Source organism: Qipengyuania aquimaris, from assembly GCF_009827445.1.
GTDB lineage: Bacteria > Pseudomonadota > Alphaproteobacteria > Sphingomonadales > Sphingomonadaceae > Qipengyuania > Qipengyuania aquimaris.
Window position 1 is genome coordinate 231,696 of sequence record NZ_WTYI01000001.1, and the last position, 18,441, is coordinate 250,136.

17 protein-coding genes are annotated in these 18,441 nt (G+C 61.9%); 15 read left to right on the forward strand and 2 right to left on the reverse strand.

Translation table 11 applies throughout. The features are described from left to right. Nucleotides 1-206: 206 nt before the first annotated feature. From GRI34_RS01065 to rbfA, 8 genes are all read left to right on the forward strand, one after another. Nucleotides 207-1,334 (forward strand): S8 family serine peptidase, encoded by a 1,128-nt coding sequence (locus GRI34_RS01065; protein WP_160594351.1) that lies wholly within the window; start codon nt 207-209, stop codon nt 1,332-1,334. Between the two features lie 192 nt (nt 1,335-1,526). Continuing rightward, the gene (gene rimP, locus GRI34_RS01070) at nt 1,527-2,084 is read left to right on the forward strand and encodes a ribosome maturation protein RimP (protein ID WP_160594352.1); all 558 of its coding nucleotides are present in this window, start codon (nt 1,527-1,529) and stop codon (nt 2,082-2,084) included. Next, on the forward strand, nt 2,084-3,751 hold the full coding sequence (nusA, locus tag GRI34_RS01075) for a transcription termination factor NusA (RefSeq protein ID WP_160594353.1): 1,668 nt from the start codon (nt 2,084-2,086) through the stop codon (nt 3,749-3,751). Before rimP ends, nusA begins: the two co-directional genes overlap by 1 nt. Then, a complete protein-coding gene (locus tag GRI34_RS01080; protein ID WP_160594354.1) occupies nt 3,732-4,481 on the forward strand; it encodes a DUF448 domain-containing protein in 750 nt (249 codons plus the stop codon). The genes nusA and GRI34_RS01080 overlap by 20 nt, the downstream gene beginning before the upstream one ends. Continuing rightward, nucleotides 4,478-6,997 (forward strand): translation initiation factor IF-2, encoded by a 2,520-nt coding sequence (gene infB, locus GRI34_RS01085; RefSeq protein WP_160594355.1) that lies wholly within the window; start codon nt 4,478-4,480, stop codon nt 6,995-6,997. The genes GRI34_RS01080 and infB overlap by 4 nt, the downstream gene beginning before the upstream one ends. Then, the gene (locus GRI34_RS01090; RefSeq protein ID WP_325065166.1) at nt 6,994-7,419 is read left to right on the forward strand and encodes a PaaI family thioesterase; all 426 of its coding nucleotides are present in this window, start codon (nt 6,994-6,996) and stop codon (nt 7,417-7,419) included. The genes infB and GRI34_RS01090 overlap by 4 nt, the downstream gene beginning before the upstream one ends. Next, entirely contained in the window at nt 7,416-7,958 is a 543-nt protein-coding gene (locus GRI34_RS01095) for a DUF1697 domain-containing protein (RefSeq protein ID WP_160594356.1), read from the forward strand. The genes GRI34_RS01090 and GRI34_RS01095 overlap by 4 nt, the downstream gene beginning before the upstream one ends. Beyond that, the gene (gene rbfA, locus GRI34_RS01100) at nt 7,958-8,359 is read left to right on the forward strand and encodes a 30S ribosome-binding factor RbfA (protein WP_160594357.1); all 402 of its coding nucleotides are present in this window, start codon (nt 7,958-7,960) and stop codon (nt 8,357-8,359) included. Before GRI34_RS01095 ends, rbfA begins: the two co-directional genes overlap by 1 nt. Nucleotides 8,360-8,362: 3 nt before the next feature. On the opposite strand, the gene GRI34_RS01105 is transcribed toward rbfA, so the two are convergent. Then, nucleotides 8,363-9,994 carry an AbgT family transporter gene (locus GRI34_RS01105; protein ID WP_160594358.1) on the reverse strand — a complete coding sequence of 544 codons (1,632 nt, stop codon included), beginning with the start codon at nt 9,992-9,994 and terminating at the stop codon, nt 8,363-8,365. Between the two features lie 103 nt (nt 9,995-10,097). On the opposite strand from GRI34_RS01105, the gene GRI34_RS01110 reads away from it, so the two are divergent. The 7 genes from GRI34_RS01110 (at nt 10,098) to GRI34_RS01140 (ending at nt 17,128) form a co-directional block, all read left to right on the forward strand. Beyond that, nucleotides 10,098-10,676, forward strand: a complete 579-nt coding sequence (locus tag GRI34_RS01110) for a thymidine kinase (protein WP_160594359.1) — start codon at nt 10,098-10,100, stop codon at nt 10,674-10,676. Between the two features lie 37 nt (nt 10,677-10,713). Next, nucleotides 10,714-11,403, forward strand: a complete 690-nt coding sequence (locus GRI34_RS01115; RefSeq protein ID WP_090481887.1) for a site-2 protease family protein — start codon at nt 10,714-10,716, stop codon at nt 11,401-11,403. After that, nucleotides 11,403-12,401, forward strand: a complete 999-nt coding sequence (gene truB, locus GRI34_RS01120) for a tRNA pseudouridine(55) synthase TruB (RefSeq protein WP_160594360.1) — start codon at nt 11,403-11,405, stop codon at nt 12,399-12,401. Before GRI34_RS01115 ends, truB begins: the two co-directional genes overlap by 1 nt. A gap of 7 nt (nt 12,402-12,408) precedes the next feature. After that, entirely contained in the window at nt 12,409-12,678 is a 270-nt protein-coding gene (gene rpsO, locus GRI34_RS01125; protein WP_090482753.1) for a 30S ribosomal protein S15, read from the forward strand. A gap of 182 nt (nt 12,679-12,860) precedes the next feature. Next, a complete protein-coding gene (gene pnp / locus GRI34_RS01130) occupies nt 12,861-15,146 on the forward strand; it encodes a polyribonucleotide nucleotidyltransferase (RefSeq protein ID WP_160594361.1) in 2,286 nt (761 codons plus the stop codon). Between the two features lie 182 nt (nt 15,147-15,328). Beyond that, complete coding sequence (locus GRI34_RS01135; protein ID WP_160594362.1) at nt 15,329-16,390, forward strand: methyltransferase domain-containing protein; 1,062 nt, start codon at nt 15,329-15,331, stop codon at nt 16,388-16,390. A 57-nt stretch (nt 16,391-16,447) separates the two neighbouring features. After that, nucleotides 16,448-17,128, forward strand: a complete 681-nt coding sequence (locus GRI34_RS01140; protein ID WP_160594363.1) for a spermidine synthase family protein — start codon at nt 16,448-16,450, stop codon at nt 17,126-17,128. 14 nt (nt 17,129-17,142) lie between these two features. On the opposite strand, the gene GRI34_RS01145 is transcribed toward GRI34_RS01140, so the two are convergent. Then, nucleotides 17,143-18,294, reverse strand: a complete 1,152-nt coding sequence (locus tag GRI34_RS01145; RefSeq protein ID WP_234028115.1) for a GGDEF domain-containing protein — start codon at nt 18,292-18,294, stop codon at nt 17,143-17,145. Nucleotides 18,295-18,441 lie beyond the last annotated feature (147 nt).

Here is an 18,441-nt window from a genome sequence, read left to right on the forward strand (position 1 = left end):
GGAAATGCTTCCGACGACAATACTATTCGGCCTAAATAAAAGCAAAAATCAATTCGTCTCCCAAATGCAACAATTGGTCGATAAAGCCGAAATTTACCATTTTTCTTAGCTCTGGCCCCCTCGACAGGTCTTTTCATCCGGTTACACCTCCTACCCATCAGTCCAGCACGGGTCGCGTGCTGCTGAGACTTTTGGAGGGACTATTCATGAAAGCTAAGACTCTGGCCGTGCTCGCGGCTCTTCCGATGCTGGCGGTTGCCGCACCGGCCCAAGCGAAGGCGGGCGAGAAGATCGCCAACAGCTACATTTGCGTTTTCGACAAGTCGGTCTCGCGCGGCAATGCCAAGGCAGAAGCCAATCGCGCGGCTCAGGCAAGCGCCGCCCAGGTAAAGCACGTCTACTCGGTCGCCCTGCGCGGTTTCGCAGTGAACGCCGCTCCGCAGGCAATCGAGAACATGAAGCGCAACAACCCCAACATCGCTTATTGCGAGCAGGACCAGATCGTTACCGCAATCCAGGTTCGCGGCATGGCTCCCGGTGGCAAGAAGGGCGGCAATGGCGGCGGTGGCGCACAGCCTGCGCAAGAAACGCCCTGGGGTATCGCCCGCGTCGGCGGCGGTGCACCTGGCAACTTCGCCACTGCATGGGTCCTCGATAGCGGCATCCAGCTCGACCACCCAGATCTCAATGTCGACGTAGCGCGCTCGCGCAGCTTCGTGCGCGGCGACGCGGGCGACCAGAACGGCCACGGTACTCACGTCGCCGGCACGATCGCGGCAATTGACAACAACATCGGCGTGATCGGCGTTGCGCCGGGCGCTCCGGTTGTTGCAGTCCGCGTTCTCGACCGTCGTGGTTCGGGTTCGAACTCGGGCGTGATTGCGGGCATCGACTATGTCGCGCAATACGGTCAGCCGGGCGACGTTGCCAACATGAGCCTTGGCGGCGGTATCAGCACCGCGCTCGACCAGGCAGTCATCAATGCTGCGGCGGGCGGCGTACGTTTCGCCCTTGCTGCTGGTAACGAGCGCGACCACGCCAACAACCACTCGCCAGCTCGTGCAAACGGTCCCAACGTTTACACGATCTCTTCCTTCGCAATCGGCGACAACTGGTCGAGCTTCTCGAACTTCGGCAACCCGCCGGTCGATTATGCAGAGCCGGGTTCGTCGATCAAATCGACCTGGACCGGTGGCGGTTACAACACCATCAGCGGCACCTCGATGGCCACCCCGCACTTCGCTGGCATCCTGCTTCAGGGCAATGTCGGCAATGGTGGCCGCGTCAACGGTGATCCGGACGGCAATCCGGACGTGATCGGCGTCGTCAACTAAGGCGGCCCACGCAGTCAAAAAGGGGAGGGGGTCCGGTGTCATGCCGGGCCCCTTTTCTTATTTCTTGCTTTTTGAGGGACTCGCACCTATCTCCCCTCGCATCCCGACATTGTCGCAACTTTGTAGGGCTGGCGCCGAAAGGGGCCGGCACCGAACCCCGTTGTCGCAATGCAAGTCCGAACCGGAGTATGAATGGCCGATATCGACCGCTTGACCGAAGTCATCGAACCCGAAGCGAATGCGCTGGGTTTCGATCTCGTGCGCGTCAAGATGATGCCGTCCGAAGCCGGTGATGGCGGGATGGCATTGCAGATCATGGCCGAAGACCCGGCGACGGGCCAGCTGGTGATCGAACAATGCGCCGCGCTCTCGCGCCGCGTTTCCGACCGGATCGACGAGCTGGAAGAGCAGGGCGACGTGCTGGTCGAAGGGGCCTATCACCTCGAAGTCAGCTCGCCCGGTATCGACCGTCCGCTGACCCGTCCCAAGGATTTCGCCAACTGGGCCGGACACGAAGCCAAGATCTCCATGGATAAGGGCTTCGACGGCCAGCGCACATACAAGGGCGAATTGAAAGGCATCGAAGGCGATGAGGTTCTCATCGAGGATGCCAAGGCGGGCGAGGTGAAACTCGACCGCAACCAGATCCACTCGGCAAAGCTCGTCTTGACCGACGCGCTCATTGCCGCCACCCAGCCGCTCGATACGAGCGGTGCCGACGACATCGAAGAAGAAAAGGCAGACGACTGATGGCCAGTGCCATTTCCGCCAACAAGGCTGAACTCCTCGCGATTGCTAACGCCGTCGCATCGGAAAAGATGATCGACAAATCCATCGTGATCGAAGCGATGGAAGAGGCGATCCAGAAGTCTGCCCGCAACCGGTACGGTGCGGAAAACGACATCCGTGCAAAGCTCGACCCGCAGACTGGCGACCTTCGCCTGTGGCGTGTCGTCGAGGTCGTCGAGGAAGTGGAAGACTACTTCAAGCAGGTCGATCTCAAGGCTGCACAGAAGCTCGAGAAGGACGCCAAGATCGGCGACTTCATCGTCGACCCGCTGCCGCCGGTCGATCTCGGCCGTATCGACGCGCAGAGCGCCAAGCAGGTGATCTTCCAAAAGGTCCGCGATGCCGAGCGTGAGCGTCAGTTCGAAGAGTTCAAGGATCGCGCTGGCGAAGTTATCACCGGCGTCATCAAGTCGGTCGAATTCGGCCACGTGATCGTCAACCTCGGCCGTGCCGAAGGCGTCATCCGCCGCGACCAGCAGATCCCGCGTGAAGCCGCCCGTGTCGGCGAACGTGTCCGCGCGCTCATCACCAAGGTGGAACGCAACAACCGCGGCCCGCAGATCTTCCTCAGCCGCGCGCACCCCGATTTCATGCGCAAGCTGTTCGCGCAGGAAGTGCCCGAAATCTATGACGGCATCATCGAGATCAAGGCAGCCGCCCGCGATCCAGGCAGCCGCGCCAAGATCGGCGTCATCAGCCACGATAGCAGCATCGACCCGGTCGGTGCCTGCGTCGGCATGAAGGGTAGCCGCGTCCAGGCCGTCGTGCAGGAACTGCAGGGCGAAAAGATCGACATCATCCCGTGGAGCGATGACGGCGCAACCTTCATCGTGAACGCACTCCAGCCGGCCACCGTCAGTCGCGTCGTGCTCGACGAGGAAGACGGCCGCATCGAAGTCGTCGTGCCCGACGACCAGCTTTCGCTGGCCATCGGCCGCCGCGGCCAGAACGTGCGTCTCGCCAGCCAGCTGACCGGCAACCAGATCGACATCATGACTGAGGAAGAAGCCTCGGAGAAGCGCCAGAAGGAATTCGCCGAGCGCTCGAACATGTTCGAAGCCGAACTGGACGTCGACGAAACGCTTTCGCAGCTGCTCGTCGCCGAAGGCTTCGCGGACCTGGAAGAAGTCGCTTACGTCGAGCTGGAAGAGCTCGCGAGCATCGAAGGCTTCGACGAGGAGCTGGCGGAAGAACTCCAGAACCGCGCCAAGGAAGCACTCGATCGCCAGGAAGCTGCGCACCGCGAAGCGCGCCGCGAACTGGGTGTCGAAGACGACCTTGCCGAACTGCCGCACATGACCGAAGCGATGCTCGTCACGCTCGGCAAGGCAGGTCTCAAGACGCTCGACGATGTCGCCGATCTCGCGACCGACGAATTGATCGCCAAGCGGCGTGAGGCACCGCGTCGCCGGAACAACAATCCGGACGGCCCGCCGATGCGCCGTGATCGCCCCCAGCGCGAAGCCGACAAGGGCGGCGTGCTCGGCGAATACGGCCTGACCGAAGAGCAGGGCAACGAGATCATCATGGCTGCCCGCGCGCACTGGTTTGAAGACGAAGAGGAAGCTCCGGCTGCTGCCGAGACGACCGACACGCAGGAGGCCGCCGATGCGGACTCCACCCAATGAGCGCCTGACGTCCGACATCGCTGAAGTCTCGCGGCCCCGTAAACCGGAGCCCGAGCGGCGCTGCGTGCTAACGGGAGAGACCGGTTCGCGCGATGCGCTGGTGCGCCTGGCTGTTTCGCCTTCCGGTCTTGTCCTGCCCGATGCGCAGGAAAAAGCACCGGGGCGTGGCGCATGGGTATGCAGCGACCGTGCCGCAATCGAAGAGGCATTTGCGAACGGCAAGCTGAAGGGCGGGCTTTCGCGCGCCTTCAAGACCGGCGACCTGGAAATTCCGGCCAACCTGCCGGAAAAGATAGAAGATGCCCTGACCCGGGTATTTCTCGACCGCTTGGGTCTCGAAATGCGCGTCGGAGCGCTTATCTTGGGTACGCAACGCATTGCCGAGACCGCCCGTAACGGAGGTGTGGCGCTGTTGCTGCATGCCAGCGATGCGAGCGAGGACGGACGCAAGAAGCTGGACCAGGCCTGGCGCGTCGGCAGCGATGCCGAAGGGTCTGGAATGCGAGGGTGGACACTCCCACTGGACCGTGACGCACTGTCTGTGGCATTGGGCCGCGACAATGTCGTCCATTTCGCTTTGGCCGACGATGCATCGGCCGCAAGGATACGCAAACCCTTGATGCGCCTCATGCATTATCAGGGGCACACTATCCCGGCCGACGATGGGCGTGCCTCTACGCGCGCCGAAGACGATACGAACGATACGCAGAAGAGAAACGAGCAAGAATGAGCGACGAAGAGAAAAAACCTGCCCGCAAGCCGCTGACCCTGAAGGGTGCTCAGCCGGGCGAGGTCAAGCAGACCTTCAGCCACGGCCGCACCAACAAGGTTGCGGTCGAGGTGAAGCGCCGCCGCAAGCTCGTCAAACCCGGCGAGGCGGCACCTGCGCCAACGCCGGCACCGGCTCCCGAGCCGGAAGCGGCACCTGCTCCTGCGCCTGCTCCTGCAGCCAAGAAGCCTGCGCCCAAGAAGCCGGCCGCGGACGCGGAAACCCCGCAGGAACGCGTTGCCCGCCTCCAGCGCGAGGCCGAGGAAGCGCGCCTGAAGATGGCCGAAGAGGCCCGCAAGCGTGATGAGCAGCAGGCGAAGAAGGCTGCCGAGGACGAGAAGAAGCGCGCCGAAGACAACCGCAAGGCTGAGGAAGAAGCGGCCAAGCAGGCGGAGAAGGCTGCGAAGAAAGCTCCTGTTGAAGCCGCAACTGAAGAGGCTGCACCTGCCGAGGATGCTGCGTCCGAAGCGACGCCGACCCCGGCTGCGCGCAGGTTCACGCCCGTCAAGCGTCCGGAAATCAAGAAGCCGGAACGCAAAAAGAAGGACGAAAAGCCCGCGCGCACCGCAGAAAAGCCGGACAAGCGCCGTTCGGGCAAGCTTTCCGTCAACAAGGCGCTCAACGAGGACGAAGGCCGCCGTGCACGCAGCCTCGCGGCACTTAAGCGTGCGCGTGAAAAGGAACGTCACCTGCAGGGTGGCGGTTCGAACAAGCCGCGCGAAAAGCAGGTCCGCGATGTCGTGGTCCCGGAAGCGATCACGGTCGGCGAACTGGCCAAGCGTATGGGCGAGAAGGGCGCAGACCTCGTGAAGGAGCTCTTCAATCTCGACATGATGGTCACCGTCAACCAGACGATCGATCAGGATACGGCGGAACTGCTCGTCGAACAGTTCGGCCACAACATCCAGAAGGTTTCGGAAGCCGATGTCGACATTACCAATGATGAGGATGTCGATCCGGAAGAAACGCTGAAGCCGCGTCCGCCGGTCGTCACCATTATGGGCCATGTCGACCACGGGAAGACCAGCCTGCTCGACGCGCTTCGCGGGGCCAATGTGGTCAAGGGCGAAGCTGGCGGCATTACGCAGCATATCGGCAGCTACCAGGTGAAAACGAAGGGGGGCGACGAGATCACCTTCCTCGATACGCCGGGCCACGCCGCCTTTACCGAAATGCGCCAGCGCGGTGCGAATGTGACCGACATCGTCGTCCTGGTGGTCGCTGCCGATGACGGCATCATGCCGCAGACGATCGAGGCCATCAATCACACCAAGGCTGCGGGTGTTCCGATGATCGTGGCGATCAACAAGATGGACAAGCCCGAAGCCAATCCGGACAACATCCGCAACCGCCTGCTCGAACATGAAGTCATCGTCGAGAAACTGTCCGGCGATGTGCAGGACGTGGAAATCTCCGCCAAGGAGAAGACCGGTCTCGACGAACTGCTCGAGAAGATCGCGCTCCAGGCCGAACTGCTCGAACTGAAGGCAAACCCCGATCGCATGGCGGAGGCCACCGTGATCGAGGCGCAGCTCGACAAGGGCCGCGGCCCGGTCGCCACCGTGCTCATCACGCGCGGTACGCTGGAGCGTGGAAACACCTTCGTCGTCGGCACCGAAAGCGGGCGTGTCCGCGCGATCGTCAACGATCAGGGCAAGCAGATCAAGAAGGCCGGTCCTTCGATGCCTGTCGAAGTCCTGGGCCTCGGCGGCGTGCCGAGCGCAGGCGACGTGCTGACAGTGGTCGAGAACGAACAGCGTGCCCGTGAAGTGGCCGAATATCGTCAGGAAAAGGCGACCGAGAAGCGCACCGCGCTTGCTCCGACCAGCTTCGATACGATGTTCAACAACCTCGCTGCCAACGTCATCGAATTCCCCGTTTTGGTGAAGGCCGACGTGCAGGGTTCGGTCGAGGCAATCACGACCGCGCTGCACAATCTCTCGAACGACGAAATCAAGGTCCGTGTCCTGCATGCAGGGGTCGGTGCGATCACGGAAAGCGACGTGTCGCTGGCGGCTGCCTCGAATGCTCCAATTATCGGCTTCAACGTGCGTCCGAATGCCAAGGCACGCGAACTGGTGAAGCGCGACGGCGTCGAGATGAAGTATTACGACGTCATCTATCACCTGACCGAGGAAATCGCGAAGGAGATGGCAGGCGAGCTGGGTCCGGAGCGGATCGAGCATGTCGTCGGCCGTGCCGCGGTCAAGGAAGTGTTCCGTTCGGGCAAGAAGGACAAGGCCGCAGGCCTGCTGGTCGAGGAAGGCGTCATCCGCAAGGGTCTGCACGCACGTCTTACGCGCGACGACGTCATCGTCTCGGCCACGACCATCGCCTCGCTGCGCCGCTTCAAGGACGATGTGGACGAAGTCCGCACAGGTCTCGAATGCGGTGTGGTCCTTGCCGACACCAACGACATCCAGCCGGGCGACCAGCTCGAGGTGTTCGAGGTCGAGGAGCGTGAACGCACGCTGTGAGGGATACCGAGAAGGAACGCCCGCATAACCAAGGTGCCGCCCACGCGGATCTGATAGGTGTCGAGTTCGATTGCTTCGATGCGGAGCGTGAGGAAATCACGCTCCGCTTCACCGCGCCGGACAGCTTCATCACGCCGCGCGGTACCGTGCAGGGCGGGCTTGTCGCAGGCTTCCTCGACGAGGTCATGGGCTGGGCCCATGTCTGGGCTACCGACCACGAGGAAGCACCGCTCAACCTCGACATCACCATGACGCTGATCCGGCCCGTGATGGCAGGTCCGCTGGTCGGCAAAGGCCGCGTAATCAAGCGCGGTCGCCGTGTGATCTATCTCGAGGGTGAGTTGTTCGACGACGCAGGTAACCTGCTCGCGCGTTCGACCAGCACGGCGATCCCTACACCGCGCCCCGGCAGTGAGGCATGAGCACTCGCCTTGCACTGCTCGGCAGCATCAACATCGGCGGCAACCGCATCAAGATGGCGGACTTGCGCGATCGCATGAGCGCCCGTGGCTTCGGTGAAGTCGAGACTGTGGCCGCTAGCGGAAATGTCATCCTGAGCAGCAAGGAAGACGAAGAGGCGCTTCGTGGCCGAATCGTCCGGCTGATCGAGGAAGACTTTGGCATCACCGGCTTCGTTGTTGTGCGGACTGTCGAAGAGGTTCGCTCTGCGATCAATGAAAACCCCTTCCACGGTGAAGGCTCCGACAAGATGGTCCACACGATATTCCTGCCGCGCCAGCCCGACGAAGGCGGCTTTGAGCGCCTGCTGGCTGACCATCGCGAACGCGGCGCCGAACGGCTCGCATTGGGACCTCGCGTCCTCTACCTGGATTATGTTCACGGTGTGGGGGTCTCGGACCTGACCGGCCGTTTCATCGAGAAGCGGCTCGGCTGCCGCGGGACTGCGAGGAACATGACCTCGCTCAAGCGCATTCTTGGAAAGATGAAGGATTACGCCTGATGGCCAAGCACCAGCAATCGACCTCGGAACAGCAATCGGTTCGCGTCCTCAAGGTGGGCGAACGGGTGCGCCACATCTTGTCCGAATTGCTCGCGCGCGGGGAAGCGCATGACGATGTGCTGCGCGCGCACAACATCGCTGTGACCGAAGTGCGGATGACGCCCGACCTCAGGAACGCCAAGGCTTATGTGAAGCCCTTGCTCGGAAAGGACGAGGCAGAGGTTCTGAAGGCACTGCGCACCAACACGGCCTTCTTCCAGAAGGAAGTGGCGCAGCGCCTCGGCCTCAAATTCGCGCCGAAACTAAATTTCCAGCCCGACGAAAGCTTCGATGAGGCGGACCGGATCGAACAGCTCCTCTCCGACCCCAAGGTCGCACGCGACCTCGGGGAAGAAGAGTAAGCCTTACTGCATGATTGCCGGGTCCGCCGCCGAGGGCAGTGTATAGCCGACCGGTGCATCGGGCCCGAGCGGGATGCCGAGGTAGAACCAGCCCACGATCAGCAGGACGCCCGAGATCAGCAACCAAACCGAATAGGGCAGCATCATCGCGGTCAGGCTGCCGAGGCCGAAGTCCTTCACCCAGCGCTGGGCGAAAACCAGGATCAGCGGGAAATAGACCATCAGCGGCGTGATGATATTCGTCGCGCTATCGCCGACGCGGTAGGCCGCCGTTGCGCCTTCGGGGCTGATGCCGAGCAGCATGAGCATCGGCACGAGGATCGGGGCGAGCAATGCCCATTTCGCACTGGCCGAACCGACGAAGAGGTTCAGCAGGCCCGCGAAGATCACCATGAGGCCGAGGACGAGCGGCAGGGGCAGGCCCGTGCTCTCGATCCCCGCAGCGCCGTGCACCGCAGTAATAAGGCCGAGGTTGGACCAGCCGAACATTGCAACGAAGTGCGCGGCAGCGAAGGCGAGGACGAGGTAATAGCCCATATCCTTCATGCTTTCCGCCATCATGTTCACCAGGTCGCGGTGGTCCTTGATCGTGCCCGCAGCGCGGCCATAGGCCCAGCCGGTCAGCAGGAAGAGCAGGAAGAAGCCTGCCACGAGCGACTGGTAGAGCGGACGCAGTTCCGTGTGGATCGAACAATCGGCTGCCGGAATGCCCTCGCAAGCGGCCTCGTCGACCAGCGGGGTGCCGGGGGCAAAGACCATCAGCACCCACAGTCCGACCACGAAGAGCGCTGCAAGACCTGCTGCGCGCAGGCCCTTGCTGGCCTTTTCCCCGTCGACTTCGACGGGCGCTTCGTCATTCGCACCCGCAACCGCGCCCTTGGTCCAGGCGCCGAGGCGCGGTTCGATGACCTTGTCGGTCACGTACCAGATGATCGGCAGGTAAAGCACCGTCATCGCCACGATGAAATACCAGTTACCGGCGATGTTGGCTGTCCATGTCGGGTCGAGCGCGCTGGCGCCAACCGCTTCCTCGGTAATGCCGAACAGCAGCGCATCGAGCTGGCCGGGCGAGACATTGGCGGAGAAACCGCCCGAAACACCGGCGAATGCGGCAGCGATACCGGCAAGGGGATGGCGTCCGGCGGCTGCGAACAGGATACCGGCGAGCGGGATGAGGACCACATAGCCTGCGTCGGCAGCGTGGTTGCCGATCATCGCGACCAGAGCCACCACCGGGGTCAGCAAGGCCTTTGGAGCGCTCTTGACCGCTTTCGACATACCGGCAGCGAAAAAGCCTGAGCGTTCGGCAACGCCTGCGCCGAGCATGACCACAAGAACGTAGCCAAGCGGGTGGAAGTGCGTGAATGTCTTGGGCATTTCGACCCAGAGCCGCTGGATATTATCCGGCGACAAAAGGCTGACCGCTTCGATCACCAGCGCACTGCCGGTGTTCTCATCCAGCGCGGTCGGATGCTGGGCGGAAACGCCGCTCACCGCAGCGATCACCGATATGACGACCAGTGCAATGATCAGGTAGAAGAAGATAAACACTGGATCGGGCAGTCTATTGCCTGTTCGCTCCACCCATCCCAGGATGCCTGTCTGCGTATTGGCTGCCGTGTTCGCCTCTGCCATCGAATATCCCTGTCGCTTGTCTTTTCTTTGCGGTCGGGGCGTCATCCCCAATCCTGTCTGACGGTCTCCTTAACAGCTGTGGCCGTGCGCGCTAGGGCAAGCCATGGCCAAGCTGTATTTCTATTTTGCCAGCATGAACGCGGGGAAGAGCTCGACCTTGCTCCAGACCGCGTTCAATTATGGCGAACGCGGGATGAAAGTATCGCTGTGGACCGCCGCACTCGACGACCGGCCGGGCTTTGGCGCGATTTCCAGCCGCATCGGTCTGGCGAGCGATGCAAACCGCTTCGAGCAGCAGACCGACATCGCGGCGCACGTACTGGCTGAACATGCCGAGACGCCGCTCGCCTGTGTGCTGGTGGACGAGGCGCAATTCCTCACTCCGGACCAGGTCTGGCAATTGGCGAAACTGGCCGACGAGGCGGACATTCCCGTTCTTTGCTACGGCCTGCGTACTGATTTCCAGGGAGAGCTGTTTCCCGGCTCTGCCACCCTGCTCGGCATTGCGGACAAGCTGGTCGAGATGAAGGCGGTCTGCGATTGCGGGCGCAAGGCGACAATGAACCTGCGGGTCGATGAAAACGGTAAGGCAGTGAGCGAAGGCGCTCAGACTGAGATCGGCGGCAACGACCGCTACGTTGCCATGTGCCGCAAGCATTTTTCGCAGGCGCTGGGGCAATAGGGGTGCGCAGGCGCGCTCTGCACCCTATCTTGGTTCGATGACGGAAACACTCATTCTCGCGGCGATCCTGATCCCGTGCCTGATAATCGCCATCGTGTTTCACGAGGTTGCCCATGGCTGGGCGGCGCTGGCACTGGGAGATCCCACGGCAAAGGAGAAGCGCAGGCTTTCCTTCAACCCGGTTCGCCATGTCGATCCGGTCGGCACTTTGCTCGTTCCCGGTGCGCTGGCGCTGTTTGGCGGGCCGGTTTTTGGTTGGGCCAAGCCTGTACCGGTGAACCCCCGCCGCCTCGACAATCCGCGCTACGGCATGATGGCTGTCGCAGCAGCCGGACCGGGGATGAACATCGCCCTTGCTTTCCTGGCCGCCATCATCGTCGGGATTGCCGCGGCTTTCGCGACCAATTGGGGTTCGTCATTGCCGGAATGGGCGCTGACCGCCTTCACCTACTTTATTCTCATCAATACCTTCCTTGCCCTGTTCAACCTCCTGCCCATTCCGCCTTTCGACGGCTCGCACATCCTTGGCGGCCTTTTGCCGCGTAAATGGGCGAGGCACTGGCAGAAGCTCCAGGCGCTGGGGATGACGCTGATCTTCGTGATCATCGCAGCTGCCTGGATATTCCCCGATGCGCGGTGGATCGAGAGGACAATCTGGCCACCGGTGATGTGGATCATGGAATTCTTCGTGGGCATTGCGCAGTCGGTCGAACTGGCACTGTCCTGATGAGCGCTGCAAAACCCGCTCCGCACGGCTGGATCGTGCTCGACAAGCCGCGCGGGCTTGGTTCGACGCAGGCCGTGGGCATGGTCAAGCGCGTGCTGCGTCAGGGCGGCCATGCCAAGACGAAGGTCGGCCACGGCGGCACGCTCGATCCGCTGGCGGAAGGCGTGCTGCCCATCGCGCTCGGCGAGGCGACTAAGTTGGCTGGACGAATGCTCGATGCCAACAAGATCTACGAATTCACCATCCAGTTCGGCGAAGAAACCGACACGCTCGACACCGAAGGCGAGGTAATCCAGCGCAGCGATCGCCGCCCGCCGATGGCCGCTATTAAGGCGGTGCTGGAGCACTTCACCGGAGAGATCGAGCAGATCCCGCCGAAATATTCCGCCCTCAAGATCGACGGCAAGCGCGCTTACGACCTCGCCCGTGCCGGCGAAGAAGTGGAGATGAAGACGCGGCGCGTCACGATCCACAGCCTGACCATGGCGGGGGAGCGCGAGGATCCCGAGCTGCGGTCTGCCTTCCAGACCAGCGCAGGGCGTCCCGACCCTTACGATGTAGCGGCTCCGCTCGAACTGGCGGAGGCCGTGACGCTGACCGCGCATGTGTCGAAAGGGACATACATCCGCTCTCTTGCACGGGACATCGCGCGTGCGCTTGGAAGTGTCGGTCACGTCACCTATCTCAGACGCGTCAAGGCCGGTCCCTTCCATGAAAATCAGGCGATTTCGCTGGACAAGCTGGAGGAAATCGCTAAGGGCGCGCCTCTTGAACACCTACTCCTGCCGCTAGAGGCGGGGCTGGACGACATCCCGGCTCTATCCCTCGATCCCGACAGCGCGCAGGCGGTCCGCCAGGGCCGGGTATTGTCGGACCTGCCCCACACCGACGGGCTCTATTTCGCGAAGCTGGAGGCTACTCCCGTTGCGCTGGTGGAACTCATCGGAGGAACGGCCAAGGTCGTCCGGGGCTTCAACCTACCGGATGTCGCGGAGTAGAATGAATATGACGATTACCGCCGAGAAGAAGCAAGAGATCATCAAGGACAACGCGCAGGCAGACGGCGACACCGGTTCGCCCGAAGTACAGGTCGCGATCCTGACCGAACGTATCCGCAACCTGACGGATCACTTCAAGGCCAACCACAAGGACAATCACTCGCGTCGCGGCCTTCTGATGATGGTCAACAAGCGCCGTAACCTCCTCGCCTATCTCAAGAAGAAGGATGTGGAGCGTTACAACGCCCTGATCGCGAAGCTGGGTCTTCGTAAGTAAGAGTTTCGAGGAGGGCGGCTCGGCAAGGGTCGCCCTTCTTCGCATTTGGCCTCCTGCGCAATCCGGCACAGGAGCTTCAATGAGGCAGTACATGACGCCTCGCACCGGACCGGGACGGTATACCCGGCACAAGTAGGCCCCGCTCCGCAATATGGCGGCCCGCGGGTTCATAAGGAAAATACATGTTCGACAAGAAAACCGTATCGATTGAATGGGGCGGAAAAACCCTCACTCTCGAAACCGGTCAGATCGCCCGTCAGGCTGACGGCGCCGTTCTGGCCACTTATGGCGAAACCGTGGTGCTGTGCGCCGTGACCGCCGCCAAGAGTGTACGCGAAGGGCAGGACTTTTTCCCGCTGACCGTCCACTACCAGGAAAAATTCTCCGCCGCGGGCCGTATCCCGGGTGGCTTCTTCAAGCGCGAAGGCCGCGCAACGGAGAAGGAAACGCTGACTTCCCGCCTGATCGACCGCCCCGTGCGTCCGCTCTTCCCGGAAGGCTTCTACAACGAAATCAACGTCATCGCTCAGGTCCTGTCCTATGACGGCGAAACCGAACCCGATATCGTTGCGATGATCGCTGCTTCGGCTGCACTGACCATTTCGGGCGTGCCCTTCATGGGCCCGATCGGCGCGGCACGCGTCGGTTTCTCGAACGATGGCGAATACATCCTCAACCCGAGCCTGGGCGATGCGCTTGGCGAAGACGGTCGTCTCGACCTCGTCGTCGCTGCGACGCAGGACGCGGTGATGATGGTCGAATCCGAAGCCAAGGAACTGACCGAAGAGGAAATGCTCGGCGCAGTCATGTTCGCGCATGAGGAAAGCCGCAAGGTTATCGGTGCAATCATCGATCTGGCTGAACAGGCTGCCAAGGATCCGTGGGAAATCGACACCTCGGACGATACCTCGGCGATCAAGGAAAAGCTGCGCGGCATCGTCGGCGACGACATTGCTGCTGCGTACAAGCTGACCAACAAGTCGCAGCGTTCGGACGCGCTCAACGCCGCCCGCGAAAAGGCCAAGGAAGCTTTCGCCGACGAAGAGCCGCAGACGCAGATGGTCGCAAACAAGGCGGTCAAGAAGCTGGAATCGGAAATCGTTCGCGGCGCCATCCTCAAGGACGGCCAGCGCATCGACGGCCGCAAGCTGAACGAAGTTCGCCCGATCGAGGCGATGGTCGGCCTGCTGCCCCGTACCCACGGTTCGGCTCTGTTCACGCGCGGTGAAACGCAGGCAATCTGCACCACCACGCTTGGCACCAAGGACGCCGAGCAGATGATCGACGGCCTCGAAGGCCTGTCGTACAACCACTTCATGCTGCACTATAACTTCCCGCCCTATTCGGTCGGCGAAGTGGGTCGCTTCGGCTTCACCAGCCGCCGCGAAACCGGTCACGGCAAGCTCGCATGGCGCGCGCTTCACCCGGTCCTGCCCGATCATGAAGATTTCCCGTACACCATCCGCATCCTGTCGGACATCACCGAATCCAACGGCTCGTCCTCGATGGCGACCGTGTGCGGCGGCTGTCTGTCGATGATGGACGCCGGTGTGCCGATCGAACGCCCGGTTTCGGGTATCGCGATGGGCCTCATCCTCGAAGGCGACGACTTCGCCGTCCTGTCGGACATCCTGGGTGACGAAGATCACCTCGGCGACATGGACTTCAAGGTTGCCGGTTCGGAGAAGGGCATCACCTCGCTCCAGATGGACATCAAGGTCGCCGGCATCACGCAGGAGATCATGAAGACCGCACTGGCGCAGGCCAGCGAAGGTCGCGCGCACATCCTGGGCGAAATGCAGAAGGCCCTGGGTTCGGCTCGTGGTGAAGTGTCCAAGCACGCTCCGCGTATCGAAACGATGCAGATCGACAAGTCGAAGATCCGCGACGTTATCGGCACGGGCGGCAAGGTCATTCGCGAAATCGTCGCAGAGACCGGTGCCAAGGTCGACATCGACGATGAAGGCGTGATCAAGATCAGTTCCTCCAACGCCGACGAGATCGAAGCCGCGAAGAAGTGGATCGAAGGCATCGTCGAAGAGGCGGAAGTCGGCAAGATCTACACCGGCAAGGTCGTCAACATCGTCGACTTCGGCGCATTCGTGAACTTCATGGGCGGCAAGGACGGTCTCGTCCACGTCAGCGAAATGAAGAACGAGCGCGTGGAAAAGCCGACCGACGTCGTTTCGGAAGGCCAGGAAGTTAAGGTCAAGGTCCTCGAGATCGACAACCGCGGCAAGGTTCGCCTGTCGATGCGCGTCGTCGACCAGGAAACCGGTGAAGAGCTGGAAGACACCCGCCCGCCGCGCGAACCGCGCGGTGACCGTGGCCCGCGTGGCGGCGGTGGTGGTCGTGGCGGCGATCGTCGTGGCGGCCGTGGTGGCCCCCGTCGCGATCGCGGCGATCGGGACGGCGGAAACAAGGACGGTGGCGGTGAAGCCCACGTCCCTGACTTCCTCAAGGACTGATCCGGCACCAGCCGATTGAAGAGGGGCCGCGGGGAAACCTGCGGCCCTTTTTTCGTGTGCTGGCGGGATGTGCTATCGTCAGGTCAGGATGGCGCCGCAGCACAACGCGCGAGTCGCCCCTCAAAGAACCACAGGTCGCATCGGAGCCGCCGGGTCGCTTAACCGCATGAGGGAGAGCGAAGATGAGCGAACAGATCGATATGGCGAAGGTGGAGGAACTGGCCGGCAAGGTGATCGGCGATGTGGCAGGCGCGCTCAGCCTCTACATGGCGTACCTGGGCGACCAGACCGGTGTTTTCGAAGCACTCGACGAAATGGGCCGCGTAAGCGTGGCTGAGCTTGCCGAACACACCGGCATGAACGAGAAATACCTGCACCAGTGGCTCGGTTCGGTCAGCGCGGCGGGCTACGTCAATTTCCACCCTGAAGACGAGACCTTCTCGATCAGCTCGGAACAGGCGCTGATTTTCTCGCGGGAAGGGCAGCCAGCCTGCATGCAAGGCTTCATCCAGGCGGTCGTCTCGCAATACGAAAGCCACGAGAAGGCGGTGAAGACGTTCAAGAGCGGGAAGGGCCGCCCGTGGAGCGACCAGAGCGAATGCTGTTTCTGCGGTACCGACCGTTTCTTCCGCCCCGGCTATGCCGCCAATCTCACCAGCGAATGGATACCCGCCCTCGACGGGGTTGAGGAAAAGCTCAAGGCGGGGGCCAAGATCGCCGATATCGGCTGCGGGCATGGCTCCTCGGCCATCCTGATGGCTCAGGCCTATCCGAAATCGACAGTCCACGGATATGACTTCCACGAACCCTCGATCGAGGAAGCCAGGCGCAAGGCGAAGGCTGCCGGCGTCGACAATGTGCAGTTCGAAGTCGCCTCTGCGCAGGACTATCCGGGCGAGGATTACGATTTCGCCTGCATCTTCGATGCGTTGCACGACATGGGGGACCCGGTCGGCGCATCGCGCCATATTCGCGAGACGTTGAAAGACGACGGCACCTTCATGCTGGTGGAGCCAATGGCCGGCGACAGCATGGCCGAGAACATGCATCCTCTGGGCCAGATATTCTACGCCTTCTCGACCACGGTCTGCACGCCCGCCTCGCTCGCCCAGGATGTCGGCCTCGGGCTCGGCGCGCAGGCAGGTCAACAACGCCTGACCGAAGTGCTGGAGGATGCTGGCTTTCAAAAGGTACGCCGCGCATCGGAAACGCCGACAAACATGGTTCTCGAAGTCACCGGCTAGCTATCGCAGGCGAGGCTAAGCCGCTATCGGGGCGGTCAACACCTGCTGGAGATCCCGATGCTGCCGCGCGAAACCGTCGCCACTGCCGAAGTGCCCAATGGCGAAACGCTGACCCTGATCAGTCATGGACGCGATTTCATCATCATGGTCGGGCGCGACGAATTGATGGGCACGCGCATGCAGTTCAGCGAGGAACAGCTTGCCGAACTGACCCTTGCCGAGCTGGGCCGTGAAAATCCACGGGTGCTGATCGGCGGCTATGGCATGGGCTTTACCTTCCGCAAGGCGCTGGAGAAGGCGAGCGAGGGTGCTGAGATCGTCGTGGCAGAGGTCGTGCCGGAAATCCTCGAATGGGCGCAGGGTCCGCTTGCCGAATTGACGGGAGACACGCTCTCCGACCCCCGCGGGGATGTGGTCCTGTGCGATGTGGCCGCTTTGATCGACGATGCAAACGACGGGACCTGCGACAAGTGGGACGCGATCCTGCTGGATGTCGATAACGGGCCGGACGGGATTGTGCGCGATGGCAACCAGCGGCTCTATTCTACGACGGGGCTCGGCAAGGCTCGAGACGCATTGCGGCCCGGTGGTATCCTCGCCGTCTGGTCGGCGGCGCCCGATTACAAGTTCACCCGCAGGCTCAAGGAAGCGGGCTTCGAAGTCGAAGAGCGCCGTGTCCGCGCCCGGCCCAACAACAAGGGCCCGCACCACACGATCTGGTTCGCCCGGAAACGCTAGGGGCGACCAGCGTCTTAGGCCGCTTGGGTCAGGGGTTTCTTGGCCTGCTGGAATTCCGCGATAGAGACGCTGCGATCGCGGCCTGCTTCCTTGGCGGCGTACAGTGCCTTGTCGGCGCGGTTCATGGCCACCGAAAGCGCATCGCTGCGTGACATGGCGGTGAGGCCTGCACTGGCAGTCACCGGCAGGTTCATGTCCGGAACCGCAACGCTGACAGCCTGGGTAATGCGCTTACGGGCTTTCTCGGCAGTGTTCTGCCAATCGTCTGAATAGATGAGAACGACGAACTCTTCCCCGCCAAGGCGGGCCACGAAAACATCGTCGGACCTCAGCGCCTGTGCTGCTGCCACGAGGACCCGATCACCCACCTCATGGCCGTACGTGTCGTTGACGCGCTTGAAGTGATCGCAATCGATGATCGCAAGCCCCGAGGGATGTCGCGCTGTGTCGAAAGCGAAATGCTGTTCGAGGCCACGGCGGTTGGCAATATTTGTCAGGGGATCGATCAGCATCATCTGCTCGGCAGCCTGGATGTTGGCGAGTGCGCGGTCGCGTTCCAGTTTCACGCGGCCGAAGCCGTTCATGATACCGAGGAAGGTGACGATCAGGTCGAAAGACAGCGCGCCCAGCACCAATCGCGGCCAGTGCGGAATGGTCTCGCGGGCAAAGAATTCATATGCAAACGCGCACAGGCCCAGCAAGACGAGCGGTCCCCAGACGATAGACTGCATCTTTGCAACGCGGCTATCCCGACGAATGGCCGCAATCAGGCTGTTTCCGAGCAAAAAGGTCGCGCCAAGCAGGGCGAAGTCATGCAACTGGTGGAATATCGGCCAATTCCCGCCCAACAGCGTCGCTCCTGCGGCGAAGATGCCAAGCGGCAGGATGTACCAGAGGTGACGGCGGTGATGGGCGAGATCGATATGCCGTTCTACGTAAGTGGCAAAGAACGGTCCGGTACACGCGACGCCGAGCGCAAGCGCGACCTCGCCAAGTGCCCGATTATCCAGCCCCCCAAAGAGGTTTTCGCCAGGGCCGAAGGAAAGCAGTGCAATCGTCATCGCAGCAAAACAGGCGATGCGGAGCGAACACCACAAGAGATAACTGCGGCGGACAAAGGGATAGAGGGCCAGCGACGTTACGCTGACCACGATCGCTATTCCCATAAAGGCGCCGAATGACGCGCTTGCCCAATCCATGACGATCCTTGTCTTCGAACGTGCCCATTAACATAGGACACACTCCCCTTTTCGCAGGAAGAGATGACAGGGTGGTCAATCGATATGGTTTAAGGAAAGGAAAGATTTCGCGAA

Excerpts from the sequence above, each read along its gene's own strand:
- GRI34_RS01065 (WP_160594351.1), top strand. The coding sequence starts at position 207 with ATGAAAGCTAAGACTCTGGCCGTGCTCGCGGCTCTTCCGATGCTGGCG.
- rimP (WP_160594352.1), top strand. The coding sequence starts at position 1,527 with ATGGCCGATATCGACCGCTTGACCGAAGTCATCGAACCCGAAGCGAAT.
- nusA (WP_160594353.1), top strand. The coding sequence starts at position 2,084 with ATGGCCAGTGCCATTTCCGCCAACAAGGCTGAACTCCTCGCGATTGCT.
- GRI34_RS01080 (WP_160594354.1), top strand. The coding sequence starts at position 3,732 with ATGCGGACTCCACCCAATGAGCGCCTGACGTCCGACATCGCTGAAGTC.
- infB (WP_160594355.1), top strand. The coding sequence starts at position 4,478 with ATGAGCGACGAAGAGAAAAAACCTGCCCGCAAGCCGCTGACCCTGAAG.
- GRI34_RS01095 (WP_160594356.1), top strand. The coding sequence starts at position 7,416 with ATGAGCACTCGCCTTGCACTGCTCGGCAGCATCAACATCGGCGGCAAC.
- rbfA (WP_160594357.1), top strand. The coding sequence starts at position 7,958 with ATGGCCAAGCACCAGCAATCGACCTCGGAACAGCAATCGGTTCGCGTC.
- GRI34_RS01105 (WP_160594358.1), bottom strand. The coding sequence starts at position 9,994 with ATGGCAGAGGCGAACACGGCAGCCAATACGCAGACAGGCATCCTGGGA.
- GRI34_RS01110 (WP_160594359.1), top strand. The coding sequence starts at position 10,098 with ATGGCCAAGCTGTATTTCTATTTTGCCAGCATGAACGCGGGGAAGAGC.
- GRI34_RS01115 (WP_090481887.1), top strand. The coding sequence starts at position 10,714 with ATGACGGAAACACTCATTCTCGCGGCGATCCTGATCCCGTGCCTGATA.
- truB (WP_160594360.1), top strand. The coding sequence starts at position 11,403 with ATGAGCGCTGCAAAACCCGCTCCGCACGGCTGGATCGTGCTCGACAAG.
- rpsO (WP_090482753.1), top strand. The coding sequence starts at position 12,409 with ATGACGATTACCGCCGAGAAGAAGCAAGAGATCATCAAGGACAACGCG.
- pnp (WP_160594361.1), top strand. The coding sequence starts at position 12,861 with ATGTTCGACAAGAAAACCGTATCGATTGAATGGGGCGGAAAAACCCTC.
- GRI34_RS01135 (WP_160594362.1), top strand. The coding sequence starts at position 15,329 with ATGAGCGAACAGATCGATATGGCGAAGGTGGAGGAACTGGCCGGCAAG.
- GRI34_RS01140 (WP_160594363.1), top strand. The coding sequence starts at position 16,448 with ATGCTGCCGCGCGAAACCGTCGCCACTGCCGAAGTGCCCAATGGCGAA.
- GRI34_RS01145 (WP_234028115.1), bottom strand. The coding sequence starts at position 18,294 with ATGGGAATAGCGATCGTGGTCAGCGTAACGTCGCTGGCCCTCTATCCC.